A 16,526-nucleotide genomic window follows, 5' to 3' on the forward strand; every position below is an offset into this window, starting at 1 on the left:
GAACGATGTGGGTGTTCGATTCGCCGCACTCGCGCTTATCGCATGTCGCATATCAGTTGCAGCACGGCCTGCGCGCGCTCCAGCGGCAACTCGCTGATCGACAGGTGTACGGTGCCGGCCTGCTCGCTGTCCACCTGCACATCAATTTGTGGACCGCCCGTGACGAGACGCGGCAGCACCACCGAGCGATGCCCCGTCCACTCGGTGCTATGCAGCCCGATGCTCGCCAGCAGCGCAGGCATGATGAACAGGTGCGCGGGCCGCGCAACGGTGTAGCCGCGCGGCACGCCTTGCGAATACGACGCCCGTGCGGGATCCGCCTCGCCCTGCTCGCCACGCTGCGCGCGAATCTTTTCGAGCACGTCGATAAAGCCGGGCATCAGACGTCCCTTGATCTCCTCGGCGAGGTGGCTCGCTTTCTTGCTGAGCGACAGCGACATCATGGGGCGGAAACGGCACGCGCGCAGGGCCTCGACGCTGAGGCAGTCGTGAGCCCGCACCGGCACACCGTCGAGCGAAAGCACGCACTCAACCACGATGCGCCCCTTCGCCTCGGGCGGCGAGAAACGCAGCAGCAAGGTCGCGTCCCGATCGATATTCGGCAGGCGCACGACCCACGCCCGGGACTGCGGCCGGGACGAAGCGTGGTCGATCTGCGCATGCAGGGCATGCGCGAGCACCTGCACGTCGTCGCCATAGTCGCGATCTGCGGCTGGCGTGTTCATTGCAAGGCGGCCTGGCATTCGCCGCGCAGCAGTGCCCATTCCTCGCACTGGTGGCCATTGGGCAGTTTGCAGATGCCCGCCTGCCCTTCGGCGGTCTGCACGATCTGTAGCGTTCCGCCGATGTGAACGCAGTTGACCGACGCCGGGTTGGCCAGCGACGCCTGTTGCTGCGCGGGACTTTGCGCACTGGTGGGTAGCGGTTGAGCGCAAGCGGCAGTCGCGCAGAATGCAGCGACGAGTGCGGGGAGGACGTGGATTGTTTTCATGTTGGCCACCGGGTAAGCGAGCGTTTTGATTCACCGCCGGGCTATGAACCCATCAAGCCCAAACAGGCATTAGCCAGCCCGGGCGGCGACACGCGAGGCTTCTTGAGGATCGACGCTCCAAACGACGATCGCAACCCGCGCATCCCTGACGGTACAACATGCTTCGCGCGGCTGCGCGGGCGGCGTCACGAATTCGGAATTTACTCACTTGCCGCGATGCGATTTGTGGAAGCCCGATCAAACCTGACGCGGCACAAGGGCTCGGCTACTTCCTGATCGCCGCCATCACCACGATGTACTCGCCGGGATGGCGCTGCTTGAGCAGGACCCAGGCCTGATCGATGGCGGCGTCGCCCGAAACGGCGTCGACGCGGATCGCGGAGCCGATGTCCGTCGTGGTGTTCATATGGCGATGCGTGTATTTGACGATGAAAGCCGGCATATCTTCCTCGAATGGCTGTTGCGGCATCCGCGATGCTTGATCGAACGGCCGCTAAATGGCCGCTGAATTTCCGGCGAGTGTAGCGCTGTGACCCTGAATTCGAAACGTCGCCCGACACTCTTTGACAATGCCACCGTCATCCGGCTGCCTCCACGCCCAGCGAACAGGGCACGGCGCGCTGCAAAAAATGTTGCCGATCGTTGAAGCGCGTAACGGCGACTCTGCAATTGGCGTGCCCTGGCCGTAAACGCAGCGCGGCCCGTCATCGACGGGCCGCTTACGACATTCAAGCCAACAGAAAACGACAACGGCTATTACAGGCGCGAATTGCCGAGCCGTCCATACGCCGCGGGATCACGCTGCTTCAGGCGACGCGCCAGATACACGCCGATCACGGCGAACACCGGCAGCAGCGCCGTCAACGCATACGAGAGCGTGGCGCCCGCCCCCGTGAGCAGCGGAAAGTTAGCGATAGCGAGCATCAAAACAGCAGCCAGCGCGATCCCCGAAATCACCGGGAACCACACGACGCGCAGCGCGCCTTCCTGCCTCACGCTCTGGCGGCGGAAGAACACGAACACCGCCGCCGACGCCAGCGTCATCAACGCAATGATGCACAGCGTCGCGACGTTGGTGAGCCAGGAGAAGAGCGTGAGCACCGGATCGGCGTGCGCGACGATGAACACCAGCACCACCACTGCCGCAATCGCCGACTGCCACAACGAGCCGCGATGCGGGCTGCAATGCACCGCATGCGTGCGGCCAAGCGATTTCGGCAGCAAACCTTCGCGGCCGCTTGCAAAGAAGTACCGCGCCGCCGAGTTGTGGAACGCCAGCAGGCCCGCATACACGCTCGTGATGAACAGCACGCTCATCGCCGCCGTGAGCGTGCTGTTGGCGTAATGATCGGAGAGCGTGTAGAGGAAGGTGGTCGGGTCCTGCAACGCATTGAGCGTCTTGACGATATCGTCCGCGCCCGCGCCGATCACCATGCACCAGACCGAGAACGCATAGAAGCCGCCAATCAGCAGTACTGAGATATACGTCGCGAGCGGCACGGTTCGTTGCGGGTCTTTCGCTTCCTCGCTGTATATCGTGGTGGCCTCGAAGCCGATAAAGCTCGCGAAGCAGAACAGGAAGCCCAGCGCGGGCGTGCCGCTCATGAACACATGCGGCGTGAAGGAAACGACATTCACGCCATGCGCGCCGCCGCTCTTGAGAATCGCAAGATCGAGGATCAGCACGACCACATATTCGCCGAGCACGAGCAGCGACAGCACCTTGGCCGACAGATCGATCTGCCGATAGCCCAGCACGGCAATGCTCGCCATCGCAACCAGCGAGCACACCCACCACGGCGCATTCACGCCGAAGTGCGTTTGCAGAAAGCCGGAGGCCACCGCGCCGAACATGCCATAGAGGCCAATCTGCATCGTGTTGTAGCCGAGCAGCGCGAGCAACGCGGCAGCGCCCCCCGCCGTGCCGCCCAGACCGCGCGCGGTGAACGCGTAGAAGCCGCCGGCGTTGGTGACGTGACGCGACATCGCCGTATAGCCAGCCGCGAACAGCAGCAGGATCAGTACGGTGGCGATGAGCAGCGCCGGCGTGCCCGCACCGTTGCCCAGCATGATGCCGATGGGAAAGCCGCCCGCGATGGCCACCAGCGGCCCGGCGGCGGAGATGACGAAAAAGACAATGAAGCCCAGTCCAAGGGCGCCTTTGCGTAGTTCGGTCGAGGGCGTGGGTTCTGCCGCGACGTTCATGTATCTCGCTCCGATGAGGTGTTATCGTGCCGCGGCGCGCAGGGCGGGCCGGGTGTTGAGAACACTGTAGGGAGCCAAAATTGCCGACCGGCAGCACAAATCGGCAAGCCGCGCGGCGCGGGGCCAGAACCAGGGTTAGTCGGGAGGAGAATCGTGCGCGAAAAGTGTCGCGGTGTAAGGAGACCGAAAAATAACGGGTAAAACGACGGCCAGGACCGTCAACCCTTGCGCACTGTCTGCGAAGGCAGTTCGCCGAAAAGATCGCGATATTCGCGTGCGAAATAACTGAGGTGTGTGAAGCCCCAGCGCGCGGCGGCGTCGCCGATCAGCAGTTCGTCCGCGCTGGTGGAGCGCAGCAGGCGATGCACGGCATTCAGGCGGATCGAGCGCAGATACTCCACCGGCGTGACGTTCGCCACGCGCTGGAAGCTCGTTTGCAGCGTGCGGCGACTGCAGCGCAACATGCGGCACAGATCGAGCACAGTGAGCGATTCCTGGGTGTTGTCTTCGGTGATGCGCTCGCAGCGCTTGACGATGTCGCTATAGGTGGCGTGCGTGAGGTCGCGCGAAGGCAGCCCCGTCGCGCTTTCGAGCAGGCCGAGCAGCACGCTCAGCACTTCGTCCTGAAAGCGCTTGATGGAAGCCGGATGCGCAAACACAGCGCCATCGCGCTCGCTCGCATCGAGAAAAGGCGCGAGGCGCTGGCGCAGCGCCTGAGCGGCTTCGGCGGGAAACGGCACCACGTTGCGGCGCAACTGGCGCGCGGCCTCTTCGCCGATGGTCACGGCGACGAGTTCGAACATGGTTTCGGCGGGCAGGCTCACGCCCACGTAGTGCATGGCTTCGGGCGTGTAGAACCGGAATTCCTCGCCGGGGCCAAGCTGCATGAGCGCGTAGCCATCGACCTTCTGGCCCTGGAAGGTGCCCACGACCGGTGCATAAAGCGGCACCGCGAGCGAGGCAAAGCCGGCAGGCGAGACGCCCGCCTGCACCACCCGGCGGTTGGTCTGCTCGCGGAAAAAATGAAATTCGCTCGACGAGGCCTGCACGACGCGGCTTTCATAGCGGCCCGGCGTCATCTGACGATAGACCTGCTCCCAGCCATTCACCGCGAGCGAATGATCATGCACATCGGCAAGCGCGCTGACCCTGAAATCCATCTGCTGTCTCCTGCATGAATCAACAGCATCTTAATCGACGAAGTTTAATCGACGAATCTTAATCGATGAAGGCGGGTCAGCGCTTGCCTGAAAAAAATGCCTGAATTCAGGCCTCCTCGAAGCCTGCAGCCAGCGCCTGAACCATGGCGTCGATCTGCGCGGTCTCGATCACGAGCGGCGGCGAGAGGATGATCTTCGTACCCACCGGACGCACCAGCACGCCGTTTTCGCGCGCGATTTCCGCCACGCGATTGGCGTAGCCGTCGGTTGGATCGATCGGCTCGCGCGTGGCCTTGTCCTTCACCAGATCGAGCGCCACCATCAGGCCCCGTCCGCGCACGTCGCCAACGGCCGCATAACGCTTTGCAAAGGGCTGCAAGGCTTCGAGCAGATGCTTGCCCTGCGCCGCCGCATTGGCCGGCAGGTTTTCATCGGCGACGATCTTGAGGTTCGCCAGCGCCGCCGCGCACGCCACCGGATGGCCCGCATACGTGTAGCCGTGCATCAGCGCGCCGGTGAAATCGGCGTTCTTCATGAAAGCCTGTTCGATACGCGCGTTGAAAGCCGTCGCGCCCAGCGGGATATAACCCGACGAAATCCCCTTCGCAAAGCACATGATGTCCGGCTTCACGCCCCAGCCGCGGCTGCCGAACATGCTGCCCGTGCGGCCAAATCCGGTCACGATTTCATCGGCGATCAGCAGGACTCCGTACTTATCGCAGACCTCGCGGATCAACGGCCAGTAGTTCTCCGGCGGCACGATCACGCCGCCCGCGCCCTGCACCGGCTCGGCGATAAAGGCGGCGACGGTGTCGGGGCTCTGGAACAGGATCTCGCGTTCGAGCATTTCGGCGCAGATTCGGCCGAGTTCCTGCGGGTCCTGCGTGAACGGATTGCGGTAGAGCCAGGGCGTTTCCACATGGAAACAGCCCGGCAGATTCGGCTCGTAGTTGCGGCGGAAGACCGTATTGCCATTGACCGACGCGCCGCCGAAATGCGTGCCGTGATAGCCCTGCTTGAGCGAAATGAACTTGGTGCGATCGGCCTGACCTTCGACCTTCCAGTACTGGCGCGCGAGCTTGAGCGCCGACTCCACCGCGTCCGAGCCGCCCGAGCTATACGTCACGCGTGTCATGCCCTCGGGTTCGAGCATCTCGATCAACAGACGCGAAAGCTCCTCAGCACGCGGATGCGAAATGCCGTCGAACAGCTGGAAGTACTCAAGCTCGTCGAGCTGCGCGGTGATGGCCTCTTTGACCTCGCGCCGGTTATGGCCGATGTTGACGTTCCAGAGGCCCGCCACGCCGTCGACCAGTTGCTTGCCATGCTCGTCGAACACGAAGCAGCCGTCGCCGCGCACGATGCGGATCGGCGTGCGCCGCTGCATTTCGGCGGGGTGAATCATCGGATGCCAGAAGGCGGATTGATTGCTCATGGTGTCTCCTTCGGATGCGCTTCTCAATGCGCGATGCAGATGGATTTGGTTTCGGTGAAGCCCTCGACCGCGTACTTGCCGAATTCGCGGCCAATGCCGGATTGCTTGTAGCCGCCAAACGGCATCGACGGATCGAGCGGCACGTGGCAATTCACCCAGACCGTGCCCGCCTCGATACGCGGCACGAGATTCATCACCGTGCGCAGGTCGTTGCTCCAGAGACTGGCGGCGAGGCCATACGGCGAATCGTTGGCCTGACGCAGCGCCTCGGCGGGATCGTCGAAGGGGATCAGCGCGAGCACCGGGCCGAACACTTCATCGCGCACCAGCGCGGCGTCGTGCGGCACATCGGCGATCACGGCCGGATTGACGTAGTAACCCGGATGATCGACGCGCGTGCCACCAGCCAGGAAGCGCAGACCATCGGCATGGGCGCGCGCGATATGCTGCTCCACGCGCTCGCGATGCTGCGCGGAAACGAGCGGATTGATCTGCGCGTTGGGGTCCAGTCCCGCACCCAGCGTCATCGAGCGCGCGACATCGGCGAGCCCATCGGCGATCTGCCGATACTTGCTGCGATGGATATAGATGCGCGAAGCCGCCGCGCACACCTGCCCCTGATTCAGAAAGCCGCCTGCCAGCGCGCCCTGCACGGCCTGATCGACATCGACATCCGCCAGCATCACCGCGGGATTCTTGCCGCCCAGTTCGAGCGAAAAACGCGTCATGTTCTGCACGGCCGCCGTGCCGATCAGCTTGCCCGTGGGCGTCGAACCCGTGAACGAAATTTTCGCGATTTGAGGATGCGAGGCGAGCGCCGCGCCGCATTCGCGCCCGCCCGTGACGACGTTGAAGACACCCGGCGGAATGCCCGCTTCCACGGCGATTTCCGCGAGGCGCAGCGCCGTGAGCGGCGTTTCCGGCGACGGCTTGATGACGATCGTGCAGCCCGCCGCGAGCGCCGGGATCAGCTTCCACACGGCGATCATGAGCGGGAAATTCCACGGCACGATGCCCGCTACCACGCCCACCGGCTCCTTGCGCGTGAACGCCGTATAGCGCGCGCCGGGCGGGAACGGAATCGACACGTCGAGCGTTTCGCCCGTGATCTTGGTGGCCCAGCCGGCCATGTAGCGCACGTATTCGACCGTCGCGCCCACTTCGATCGCGCGCGAAATGTTGATCGACTTGCCCTGCTCCAGCGTTTCGAGTTGCGCGAGGTCCTCGGCGTTGGCTTCGATCAGATCGGCCAGATGCAGCAGGATGCGCTCGCGATCGGCGGGACGCAGACCGCTCCAGACGCGCGCATCGAAGGCCTCGCGCGCGTTGGAGACGGCGCGGCCGACATCGGCGGCATCGGCATCGGGGACGGTGGCGATCACCTCGCCGGTGGACGGATCGAACACCTCGACACGCTTCGCGCTCTGCGCGGGCTGCGGGCCGCCGTTGATGAAGAGGCCATGTTCGCGCGCGACGAACGCACGCACGCTGTCGTTGACCCGGACCTTCGCATCGCTACTCATATCGTCAATCTCTCGCTTGTCACACAGTGGGTACGCGGTAAGCACCTGGCCCGCGCGGGCGGGCACGGCTTCTGATGCCGACTTTAGGGGCGCGAATAATCGGGCGTTAGCGCAAATTGGCAGATCGCCGCGCGGTGCGGGTAAACGTTCATCGTTGCCTTGAGCACCCTGCGCGTCTTTACGGCCACACGCAGCGCTCGAAAGCATCGCGCTCGCGAAACGGGCGCTCGGGCATCAGCACGGCTTCGGCGGCGTTCACCTGCATCAGCAGCACATGACGCCGCCCGTCGTCATGCGCGACGATGGCGAAGGCCGTATCGTCGACGCCATGCCTGAAACGCGGATCGACGGCGACGATATCGGGATCGTCATGCAGGCCCTGGCAGCGCGCGGCATCGGCGATATTCCAGCAGTCGGGCAGACGCAGCAGCACGTCTGGGACGTCCTCCTCGCGTGAGATCACGGCTGCGCCCGAGTGAGCGCAGCGGCGGAACCAGCCAGGCTCGCCGGCCGGTTCGACGGCCAGCGCGGCGACCGCGTAAAGCAGGAACCCGGATTCGTCATACGCAGCGGGTGCTGCGTCGTCGAGTTCATTGAGCAAGGGCGCGAGGGCGTTCATCGTGCAGTCCTCGTTGTGATGGCAGGTCAAAGAAACAGCGCGCCGATCAGTTCCGTGCGGCTCGACACGCCCAGCTTGCGGAACATGCGCAGCAGATGCGTCTTCACGGTGGGCTGCGAAAGCGCCAGATCGCGCGCGATGGCCTTGTTCGACAGCCCATCGCGCACCAGACGGGCGATCTGTTCCTCGCGATGCGTGAGACGCGGCGCCTCGGCGTCATCGCCGGTTGAGACGACATGAATTGCGCTTTCGCTGCGCAGCATGGGTGCAAGCGCAAGCTCCAGCAACGGCTGCACAGCGCCCGCGAGATCGATTTCGTGCTGCGTGAACGCCGCATCCGGCGCAAAGCGCAACAGCGAAAACGCGCCGATCACACGGCCCTCGTCGCGCAGGAGCACTTCCATCACATCCACCACGCGATGCGGCTGCAGGAAACGCCGCCAGTAGACGGACTCACCGCGCAGCGCCTCAGGCAATTCGAGCGCGAGCGTGAGCACATTGCCGCGCTGACGCAGATAACGCGATGGATGCATGGGATCCAGCACGAGATAGCGCTGTAGCCAGGTGCGATGCATGGTCTCCGCCAGGCCAAAGAGCTCGAAACTCGAAGGCTGCTGGTCGGCGCCGATCCGGTAGAACACGGTCGCGCCGGGGCGCGCGAGCTTCGAGAGCGTAGCGACGGCCGTTTCCAGCGCGGCGCGGCAGTCTTGCGTGGGCATGAGCGGTCTCCGTGATCCTGTGGTGCTGCGGTCCTTGCCGGACGGTTCGTATCGACGATGCTAGGCACGCAAGACGGCAAGGTGTGAGCGCTAATTGGCAAATGAATACGCGCGCCGCTTCGTGCGGGCGGATCCGCGTTGTCATCCTTTTGCCCGATAGGCCCGCCGATGCCCGACGCCTAGACTGCGCGCACACCTATGCGGTGCTAACCCTTCAGGAGCTATCGACATGACATCCCCTTACTCGCCCGAACAGGGCTGCGTGGTGATCACCGGAGCAGGAACCGGAATCGGCGAAGCCTGCGCCAGGCTCTTTGCCGCGCAAGGAGCGCGCGTTGCGCTGATCGGACGCCGACGAGCGCCGCTTGAGCGCGTCGCGGCGATGACGGGCGGCATCGTGCTGGAAGGGGATGCTGCAAGCGCAGCGGATTGGGAGCGGTTTAGTGCTGCGCTGGCGGCTGAGGGCGGTGTCACTAGCCTGATCGCCTGTGCTGGTGGATTGGGAGCGGGCAGCGCCCTTGAAACCAGCGATGACGATTGGGCCGGCGCGATGCGCGCCAATCTGGATACGGCGTTCGTGAGTGCGCGGGCCTGTTTGCCGCAGTTGATTGCGCGGCGGGGATCGATTGTGATGGTGGCGTCGATTGCTTCGCTGGCCGCTGGCCCTGAGGTTTGTGGGTACACCACGGCCAAGCACGCGCTGATTGGGTTGATGCGCTCGCTTGCGCGTGATTATGGTCCGCGAGGTGTGCGGGTGAATGCGGTGTGCCCCGGGTGGGTCAAGACGCCAATGGCCGATGAGGAAATGGTGCCGCTTGTCGAGCGGTATGGGGATACGCTGGAGCAGGCTTATGCGCGGGTTTGTGCGGATGTGCCTATGCGGCGGGCTGCTGGTGCGGATGAGATTGCTCGGGTTTGTGGGTTTCTTGCTTCGGATGCTGCGAGTATTGTTACTGGGGCGGTGATTGTGGCTGACGGGGGGGCTTCGGTTGTGGATGTGCCTACTTTGGCGTTTGAGCGGGTTTAGGTTTTTTGTTTTTTTGTTTGTCGCGTTTCCTTGTTTGCTTGTCGGTCTATTAGTGCCGCCCCGCACAGCGGCAACGCTAATAGACCGACAACAAAACCAGTAAACGCGCGCGCGCCCAAAAAACCGTCACCCCAAAAACACCGCAGAAGCCTCCGGCAAAGTCGCCCCCCCATCCACCACAATAGTCTGCCCAGTCACATAAGCAGCCCCTGGCGAAGCCAGATAAACCATCGCCGCAGCAATATCTTCAGGCTCCCCTAGCCGCCCCAGCGGCACCGCCCCCGCAATCCGCTCACTCAACGCGGCATCCCCAAGATTCTCCATAGCGGGCGTTCGAATCATCCCTGGCTCCACGCCATTCACGGTAATGCGATACGGCGCAAGCTCCAGCGCAGCAGCGCGAATAAAGCCATTAACCCCCGCCTTTGAGGCGGCATAGTGAGCAAGTCCCGGATAGGCAACCCGCGGCCCCGTCACCGACGAAGTCACCAGCAAGCGCCCCCCACCCTGCCTCACAAAAGCGGGCGTAGCAGCCTGCGCAAGCCAGAACAGCGCACCAAGATTCACCGCCAGCGTGCGCCCCAGCACATCGGGCGAAATCTCACCAAACGGTGTCAACGGAAAATAAGCCGCGTTATGCACGACCACATCCAGCCGCCCAAAATCCGCCTCCACCCGCGAAATCAGCGCATCGATCTGCTCACGCTCAGCCAGATCGACATCATAGGCACGATGCGTCCGCGACAATCCACCCTCGATCCCGCCGAGCCATTCACGCGCGACATCGGCCTGCAGATCGGCAACCGCTACCGCCGCACCCTCGCGCGCAAACGCCTCCACGATGCCGCGCCCGATCCCCTGTGCACCGCCCGTCACCAGCACGGTGCGTCCCTCGAATGCGCGTGTCATGCCGGATACCGCGTGACGTTGAGCACCTGTGCATACGCGCCCACCGGGAAGTTCGACAACGCATCAAAACGGCTGCCCTGATAGCCAAAGATCTTGCCATCGGTTTTCATGCGTTCGAGGTCGATCATGATGACGCCAAGCGTCGGCACAATCTTCTCGCGCCATACGAACAGATAGAGCTGTTCGTCGATGCCGATCATGTGGCAGCGATCCACGTCCGCCAGTCCCGCTTCCACGCCCGACAAACACTGCCATGCATAGAAGTTCTCGTTCAGATAGACATGCTCGTAGCGCTCCGTCGCGCTATACGTGTAGAGGTTGCGCATGCCGATCAATTCGCGCGTCGGCGCGTGCAGCGGGGATTGCGTCGGCTCTACGCCGTCACCCGCTGTAATGCGGCCATGCAGCAACTGCGCCTGAACGCCGGTCAATTCCATGCCGCGTTCGACGCGCGTAAAGGCGTCGATATGCGTTTCGGCCTCGCTCGGCAATGCGCCAATCACCACGGTGCACAGTGCGCGACGCAGGTCGAGCACGTAGCTCGTGGAAACGTTGCGCGGCTTGCCGTTGTCGTCCATGAGCGTTTCATCGCTGCCCACATAATCGACGAAATAGATGCCGTTGCGCACCGAACTTACGCGGCACTCGTGGCGCGCACGATGCCGTTGCGAGCCGACGTTGCGCTCGACTTCTACGCGTTGGGCGCCGGAAAAATGCAGCGTCATCGCGCCGCCATCCTCGAATTCAAGCGTCAATCGGCGGCCTTCCAGATCGGCCGATGGTGCGAGGCTATGGCTGTCGGGCGCGAAACCTTCGGCGAGTGCGCCGACCTGAATAAACACGGGTTGGGACGTCATGATGAGGAGGACTCCGTAAATAAGGTGTGAACGCCGCTTGCTTGCAGTGGCAAGACGGCGCGACTCACACTCTACGGAGCCGCCCCGCCGCGCGGCATCAACCAGAAGGATGACAACGCGCCGCCGCAATCAGCGCGCGAATGTCTGCGCCATTTCGTCGATCAACTGGCGCTGGAACGCTGCAAAACGCGGACTTGGCTGCTGCAGGATGGCCAGTTCGAGCATCGGGTCTTCCACCTGTGTGCGCACGTCCGCGAGCGTTTCAACGATCGCATGGCCGCAGAACGGCACGTAGGCTTCCGAGTAGCCGCCTTCATGCACCACCACCAGCCGCCCGCCGCAATGGCGCTCGGCGGCGTCGCGCACGAGCTGTGTCATCGCGCGATAGCTCTCGCTATGCAGCAGCATGCGCGCAAGCGGATCGACGGCGCTTGCGTCGAGGCCGCTCGCCACCACGATCAGATCGGGTCTGAAGCGATCGAGCGCGGGCAGCACGATACGCTCGAAGGCGTAGAGATATGCGTCGTGGCCGCCGCCCGGCAGCAATGGAATATTGATGTTCGCACCTTCGCCGCGACCCGCGCCACGCTCTTCCGCGCCGCTATAGCCCGGCGGAAAGCAGCCTTCCTGATGGAGCGAGATCGTCAGCGTTTTGGGATCGTCGTAATAGATCGACTGCGTGCCGTTGCCGTGGTGCACGTCCCAGTCGATCACGGCGACGCGCTCCACGCGATGCTTCGCGCGCGCCGCTTCGATCGCAATCGGAATGTTGGCGAGCAGGCAAAAGCCCATCGGCTTGTCGCGCAGGCAGTGATGTCCGGGCGGGCGCGACAGCGAGAACGCATTCGCGGCGCGCCCCGCCAGCACGGTATCGACCGCGCTCATCGCCAGTCCCGCCGAAAGCGCGGCGATCTCATAGCTGCCCTTGCCGAACGGCGCGAGATCGCCCAGGTCGCCGCCGTTCGCGTCGCTCGCCGCCTTGAAGCGTTCGAGGTAGTCGCGCGGATGGATGCGCAAAAGATCGTCGTCGCGGGCCGCGTTTGCGCTGCCCATGTCGAGCGACGCCGCAAGCCCCGACGCCTGGATCAGCGCCAGCAGGCGGCGCTTGGATTCGGGCGATTCCGCGTAGCCGCTCGCCGCAGGCGGCTGCACCCAGCCGCCGACCGGGAAGAACAGCGCGTGCGTGCCGCCCGTGTGCCAGAAGGTGCGTTCGTCGGTGAAGAAGGCAGTTTTGCTCATGAGTTTCTCTTGCTGGTGGTGGTTCTTGTTTCGTTTGTGGATCAACGACGGGATCGGGATTCGCGCATCAAGCGCGTTCAACGCGCAGCAGGCAGACGCAGGAAATCACGCTGATGGCCGCCGCGCCCGCGAACAGGGCGGCGAGCGTTGCGCCCGCGTCGAGCAGCACGCCCGCGATCAACGGTCCGGCGGCGAGACCCGCGCCGATCACGAAGTTCAGCGACGCAACCAGCCGGCCCGTGCGGTCGTGCTTCGCCGCAGCGGCGAGGATGAACGGCAGCACGAAGGTCCAGGCGAACTTGAAGGCGAATACGGCGGCCATATAGCCTGCCGTGCCTGGCTGCGTTGCAAGCCCGGCGAGCGAAACAGCGAGAATCGCGTAACCCGTCAGCAGCATCGCGAGCCGCGCCACACGCCCGCCGATCAGCGACGCGCAGCCCGCGCCGACGATGCCCATCACGCTGGCCGCCGCGAGCACTTCGCCGGTATGGGCAGCGTCGAAGCCCGCGAGCGCGGCGGCCTTGCTTGCGAAGGTCCAGACGCCGCCGATCGCGACGTAGAACGCCAGCACGCCGCCAATCACAAGGCAGGCGTTCAGTGCAGTACCTGTCTCCTGCGCGGTGGCAGTCGTACCTGCGTGCTTCGCGCGGCCCAGCGCGGGATCGAAGCCGCGCACGAGCGGCGCGGCGCACAACCCCAGCACGCCGAGCACAACGTAAAGCGCACGCAGCCCGTAACCCGCAAACACATGCGGCAGCAGGAACAGGCCCACCGCGCCCGCCACGAGCTGGCCGACCACCCAAAGGCCATAGACGCGGTCGCGGTTCGCGCTGGTCGCGGCGCTCGTCATGCACAACACCATCAGCGTGCCACCGCCCAGCGCCGTCACGGTGCGCAGCGCGAGCAAGCCCGCGAAGCCCGGCATCGCCAGCGCCGTCGCGAAGTTGCCGATGCAGAACACGGCTGTCGCGACGGCCGCCACGCGACGCGCATCGACGCGCCCCAGCCACAGCAGCGAAGGCAGCGTCGCGCAGCTGAACGCGCCGAGTTCGACGAAGAAGTACGTGCCGATCTGCGAGGCCGACAAACCGAGTTGCACCGCCAGTTGCGCCGCGACGGCGGGCGCGACCAGCAGCAACAACGGTGTGACGGCAGCAAACACGACGAGCGAAAGCAGCGTCGACGCCGCGAAATCGCGCGGCGCGGCATCCACCGCGGCAAAGGACGTAGAGGGATTTTTCATGGCGTCAGATGAAGTTGGCGAGATTCAGAACGTGTGGGACATACCGGCCATCGCGCCAAACTGCGAAACACCGGCGACGGGCAGCGAGTCGTATTCGTAGACCGGCTGCGTGCTGCCGCTGGTGTTGTGCGAGTAGCCGAGGTTCAGATAGGCGAAGGTGCGTTTGGAAAGCGCATAGGTGCCGCTCGCGATGTAGAGCGTTGGGTGCCCCACGCTCGGCGTGTTGGAAAAGGTGTGATAAATCCCGGCCGCGAAGCCGATGGCGGGATCCAGGCGGTAGCGCGCGCCGCCCCAGGCGACCGTTTTTGCCGGTTCCAGCGATCCGGTCAGCCGTTCTCCGCCGCCATAGAGCGAAAGCTTGTCGATATCCCAGTGCGCAGCCAGCACGCCAACCACGCGCTGCTCGGCGGACGTATCCACGCCTGGCGACACCGCGCCGTACGACTGATGGACCACCGCGCTCACGCCAAAGCCGTTGCCTGCGTACTGCGCGCCCGCCTCCAGCACGCGGCCGGAGCGCGAATTGCCTGCGACGCCGCCCGTTGCGGCCAGCGCCTCGCCGCTAAAACCCGCGATATCGGGACTTTGATACTTGACGGCGTTGTCGATGAAATTCGCTGCCAGCGGCACGATCACGCCCTGTCCGCTGTACGCCGCGTAGAGCAGCGGGTCGTAAAACACGGTACGGTCGAACAGCACACTGAACTGCCGCCCGAGCGTCAGCGTGCCGAAGCCGCCTTTGAGCCCGACCCATGCTCCGCGAAAAAACGCGAGGCCTGGGACCGTGGCGGTGCCGTCGTTGAGATTCAGCCCCTGTTCGAGGCGAAAGATCGCCTGCAGACCGCCGCCCAGATCCTCCGTACCGGTAATGCCGATCTGCGAAGGCAGCACGCCGTAGTTCTGCAGATTCACCGCGCTGTGCTCGCCGTCCTCGTGAGTGCGGTACTGAATGCCCGCATCGAGAATGCCGTACAGCGTCACACTCGACTGCGCATGCGCCGTGGCGCTCATGCCCAGCGTGATCGTCAAGGCCAGTGCCAGGGTACGCACTCGCCACAATCCATCCCATCGTTTCATCGACCGACTCTCCAAACCGTACAACGTTGTTGTCATGAACAGCGTTTGTCCGGTGGCCGCCTTGCCCATCCATGCGGCGGATCCGGATCTGCGAGCAGTGTCGGTAGCGGGAAAAGTCGTGAACAGACGTTCAAGTGAACGCTGCGGAAAACCCTGATGCTGGCGGCAAGCCCGGATAAAACGGGCGCGTCGCGGATTTCGTGCGCGTGCAGCACGCCGCGCGTTGCACGCGGCCCCGTTCAAATGCAGGGGGCGAAGCCGCCCTCCGGCACGCTGTTCGCCGAAATTCGGCGGCACGTATAATCGGGCGGAAATCGAGAAACAATCGCAGCAAGGGATGCAGTAAGACGGGCGGCAAGAGACACGACAAAAGCATCGCAGAGGAGGCGCGCTTGACACGCAACGCAGACCGGCAAGTGCCCTTTCACAGCGCGCCAGATATGCCCGCCGCCATTGCCATCGACGCCTACTCGCAAAGCGCGACGCCCACGCGCAGCAACGATTTCGAAGGCCCGTTCTGCAGCGATGGCAGCGCCGGACGCGACCTGAGCGTGCTGCTGCTCGACCTCTACGCGCTCGCCAACCAGACCGGCATCGGCGAATTCGAAAACGGCTTTTTCCGCCTGCTGGGCGCGCTGCTCCATTTCGACGCAGGCTGGACCGGCGTGACCACACACACGCCCGACGGCCCCATCATGCACAACAGCTTCACATGGGGACTACCCGATTCGTTCTTCACGGAATGGATCAAGGTACGCGACTGCGATCCGCTCGCGAGTGGTACGCGCGGCGTGTATGGGCGTGCGATGTCGATCTCCATCGTCGGTCCCGAGGTGCCACCGCGCTTTCGCAACTGGGCCGTCAAGCATGGGCTCGCGCAGTTGATGGTGGTGACGGCGCTCGACCATCGCTTCGGACTCACGACTTTTCTTTCAGTGTATCGGCGTGCGCTGGACAAGCCCTTCAGCGCCGACGACGCGCGCAAGGTCGAAAATGTGATCGTCCACCTGGCCGCGGCGCTGACGATCAATCGCTCCTTCCAGCTCACGCGCGAGCGCGGCGCTACGCCCAGCGCTTCACCCGCACGCGCGATCTGCGATTCGTTTGGCACGGTCCATCAGGCCGATAAGGCGTTCGAAACCACCTTGCGACAGGACTGGCCGCTCTACGCGAACCAGACCTTGCCGCAAGCGTTGGTCGACTGGCTCCACGGCGGCGGCACGCAGCCTTTTACGGGCGAGCACATCACGGTCCATTGCGTGCCGACGGCGGGGCTGTTTCAACTGGAAGCGCGCACGCGTTCTGAACTCGACCGCCTGAGCCCGCGCGAACTCGTCGCGATCCAGCATTACGGCGATGGGTTGTCGCACAAGGAAGTCGCGCAGCGCATGGGTATCTCGCCCACCACCGTGCGGCATTATCTGCGCTGCGCGTATCGCAAGCTCGGCATGCACGACAAGAGCGAGATTCCGCGTTTGCTCGCGGCACCCGGCAGGCAGGATGGCCCTTGACCCGGCGAAAC

The 16,526-nt window shown here is 64.1% G+C and carries 16 protein-coding genes; 2 read left to right on the forward strand and 14 right to left on the reverse strand.

All coding sequences use genetic code 11. From position 1 onward, the window contains the following. Nucleotides 1-35: 35 nt before the first annotated feature. From F3J17_RS00070 to F3J17_RS00110, 9 genes are all read right to left on the reverse strand, one after another. Entirely contained in the window at nt 36-725 is a 690-nt protein-coding gene (locus F3J17_RS00070) for a hypothetical protein (protein ID WP_167052593.1), read from the reverse strand. Then, on the reverse strand, nt 722-991 hold the full coding sequence (locus tag F3J17_RS00075) for a DUF333 domain-containing protein (protein WP_167052595.1): 270 nt from the start codon (nt 989-991) through the stop codon (nt 722-724). The genes F3J17_RS00070 and F3J17_RS00075 overlap by 4 nt, the downstream gene beginning before the upstream one ends. Before the next feature lie 265 nt (nt 992-1,256). Beyond that, nucleotides 1,257-1,460, reverse strand: a complete 204-nt coding sequence (locus F3J17_RS00080) for a hypothetical protein (protein ID WP_167052597.1) — start codon at nt 1,458-1,460, stop codon at nt 1,257-1,259. A 287-nt stretch (nt 1,461-1,747) separates the two neighbouring features. Continuing rightward, nucleotides 1,748-3,196, reverse strand: a complete 1,449-nt coding sequence (locus tag F3J17_RS00085) for an APC family permease (protein WP_167052599.1) — start codon at nt 3,194-3,196, stop codon at nt 1,748-1,750. Between the two features lie 218 nt (nt 3,197-3,414). Further along, complete coding sequence (locus F3J17_RS00090; protein ID WP_167052601.1) at nt 3,415-4,356, reverse strand: helix-turn-helix domain-containing protein; 942 nt, start codon at nt 4,354-4,356, stop codon at nt 3,415-3,417. Nucleotides 4,357-4,462: 106 nt separating this feature from the next. After that, nucleotides 4,463-5,791: an aspartate aminotransferase family protein gene (locus F3J17_RS00095; protein WP_167052603.1), complete on the reverse strand. Its 1,329-nt coding sequence runs from the start codon at nt 5,789-5,791 to the stop codon at nt 4,463-4,465. A gap of 23 nt (nt 5,792-5,814) precedes the next feature. Further along, nucleotides 5,815-7,314, reverse strand: coding sequence for an aldehyde dehydrogenase family protein (locus F3J17_RS00100; protein WP_167052605.1), 1,500 nt, complete (start codon nt 7,312-7,314; stop codon nt 5,815-5,817). Nucleotides 7,315-7,492: 178 nt separating this feature from the next. After that, the gene (locus tag F3J17_RS00105; RefSeq protein WP_167052607.1) at nt 7,493-7,933 is read right to left on the reverse strand and encodes a hypothetical protein; all 441 of its coding nucleotides are present in this window, start codon (nt 7,931-7,933) and stop codon (nt 7,493-7,495) included. A gap of 26 nt (nt 7,934-7,959) precedes the next feature. Beyond that, a complete protein-coding gene (locus tag F3J17_RS00110) occupies nt 7,960-8,652 on the reverse strand; it encodes a helix-turn-helix transcriptional regulator (protein ID WP_167052609.1) in 693 nt (230 codons plus the stop codon). Between the two features lie 229 nt (nt 8,653-8,881). Between F3J17_RS00110 and F3J17_RS00115 the strand changes: the two genes are divergently transcribed. Continuing rightward, nucleotides 8,882-9,679 (forward strand): SDR family oxidoreductase, encoded by a 798-nt coding sequence (locus F3J17_RS00115; RefSeq protein ID WP_167052611.1) that lies wholly within the window; start codon nt 8,882-8,884, stop codon nt 9,677-9,679. Nucleotides 9,680-9,805: 126 nt separating this feature from the next. On the opposite strand, the gene F3J17_RS00120 is transcribed toward F3J17_RS00115, so the two are convergent. From F3J17_RS00120 to F3J17_RS00140, 5 genes are all read right to left on the reverse strand, one after another. Then, the gene (locus tag F3J17_RS00120; protein ID WP_167052613.1) at nt 9,806-10,588 is read right to left on the reverse strand and encodes an SDR family oxidoreductase; all 783 of its coding nucleotides are present in this window, start codon (nt 10,586-10,588) and stop codon (nt 9,806-9,808) included. After that, the gene (locus tag F3J17_RS00125) at nt 10,585-11,445 is read right to left on the reverse strand and encodes a MoaF C-terminal domain-containing protein (protein WP_167052615.1); all 861 of its coding nucleotides are present in this window, start codon (nt 11,443-11,445) and stop codon (nt 10,585-10,587) included. The genes F3J17_RS00120 and F3J17_RS00125 overlap by 4 nt, the downstream gene beginning before the upstream one ends. Nucleotides 11,446-11,574: 129 nt before the next feature. Beyond that, nucleotides 11,575-12,684 carry a class II histone deacetylase gene (locus tag F3J17_RS00130; protein WP_167052616.1) on the reverse strand — a complete coding sequence of 370 codons (1,110 nt, stop codon included), beginning with the start codon at nt 12,682-12,684 and terminating at the stop codon, nt 11,575-11,577. Between the two features lie 67 nt (nt 12,685-12,751). Then, nucleotides 12,752-13,927, reverse strand: a complete 1,176-nt coding sequence (locus F3J17_RS00135) for an MFS transporter (protein ID WP_167052618.1) — start codon at nt 13,925-13,927, stop codon at nt 12,752-12,754. 24 nt (nt 13,928-13,951) lie between these two features. Further along, a complete protein-coding gene (locus F3J17_RS00140; protein ID WP_275692879.1) occupies nt 13,952-15,004 on the reverse strand; it encodes a porin in 1,053 nt (350 codons plus the stop codon). A gap of 440 nt (nt 15,005-15,444) precedes the next feature. On the opposite strand from F3J17_RS00140, the gene F3J17_RS00145 reads away from it, so the two are divergent. Continuing rightward, nucleotides 15,445-16,515, forward strand: coding sequence for a LuxR C-terminal-related transcriptional regulator (locus tag F3J17_RS00145; RefSeq protein WP_167054342.1), 1,071 nt, complete (start codon nt 15,445-15,447; stop codon nt 16,513-16,515). Nucleotides 16,516-16,526: the final 11 nt, after the last annotated feature.

It is taken from the genome of Burkholderia sp. Ax-1719 (assembly GCF_011753055.1).
Classification (GTDB): domain Bacteria; phylum Pseudomonadota; class Gammaproteobacteria; order Burkholderiales; family Burkholderiaceae; genus Paraburkholderia.

Excerpts from the sequence above, each read along its gene's own strand:
- F3J17_RS00140 (WP_275692879.1), bottom strand. The coding sequence starts at position 15,004 with ATGAAACGATGGGATGGATTGTGGCGAGTGCGTACCCTGGCACTGGCC.
- F3J17_RS00085 (WP_167052599.1), bottom strand. The coding sequence starts at position 3,196 with ATGAACGTCGCGGCAGAACCCACGCCCTCGACCGAACTACGCAAAGGC.
- F3J17_RS00090 (WP_167052601.1), bottom strand. The coding sequence starts at position 4,356 with ATGGATTTCAGGGTCAGCGCGCTTGCCGATGTGCATGATCATTCGCTC.
- F3J17_RS00070 (WP_167052593.1), bottom strand. The coding sequence starts at position 725 with ATGAACACGCCAGCCGCAGATCGCGACTATGGCGACGACGTGCAGGTG.
- F3J17_RS00125 (WP_167052615.1), bottom strand. The coding sequence starts at position 11,445 with ATGACGTCCCAACCCGTGTTTATTCAGGTCGGCGCACTCGCCGAAGGT.
- F3J17_RS00095 (WP_167052603.1), bottom strand. The coding sequence starts at position 5,791 with ATGAGCAATCAATCCGCCTTCTGGCATCCGATGATTCACCCCGCCGAA.
- F3J17_RS00130 (WP_167052616.1), bottom strand. The coding sequence starts at position 12,684 with ATGAGCAAAACTGCCTTCTTCACCGACGAACGCACCTTCTGGCACACG.
- F3J17_RS00135 (WP_167052618.1), bottom strand. The coding sequence starts at position 13,927 with ATGAAAAATCCCTCTACGTCCTTTGCCGCGGTGGATGCCGCGCCGCGC.
- F3J17_RS00115 (WP_167052611.1), top strand. The coding sequence starts at position 8,882 with ATGACATCCCCTTACTCGCCCGAACAGGGCTGCGTGGTGATCACCGGA.
- F3J17_RS00080 (WP_167052597.1), bottom strand. The coding sequence starts at position 1,460 with ATGCCGCAACAGCCATTCGAGGAAGATATGCCGGCTTTCATCGTCAAA.
- F3J17_RS00110 (WP_167052609.1), bottom strand. The coding sequence starts at position 8,652 with ATGCCCACGCAAGACTGCCGCGCCGCGCTGGAAACGGCCGTCGCTACG.
- F3J17_RS00075 (WP_167052595.1), bottom strand. The coding sequence starts at position 991 with ATGAAAACAATCCACGTCCTCCCCGCACTCGTCGCTGCATTCTGCGCG.
- F3J17_RS00120 (WP_167052613.1), bottom strand. The coding sequence starts at position 10,588 with ATGACACGCGCATTCGAGGGACGCACCGTGCTGGTGACGGGCGGTGCA.
- F3J17_RS00105 (WP_167052607.1), bottom strand. The coding sequence starts at position 7,933 with ATGAACGCCCTCGCGCCCTTGCTCAATGAACTCGACGACGCAGCACCC.
- F3J17_RS00100 (WP_167052605.1), bottom strand. The coding sequence starts at position 7,314 with ATGAGTAGCGATGCGAAGGTCCGGGTCAACGACAGCGTGCGTGCGTTC.
- F3J17_RS00145 (WP_167054342.1), top strand. The coding sequence starts at position 15,445 with ATGCCCGCCGCCATTGCCATCGACGCCTACTCGCAAAGCGCGACGCCC.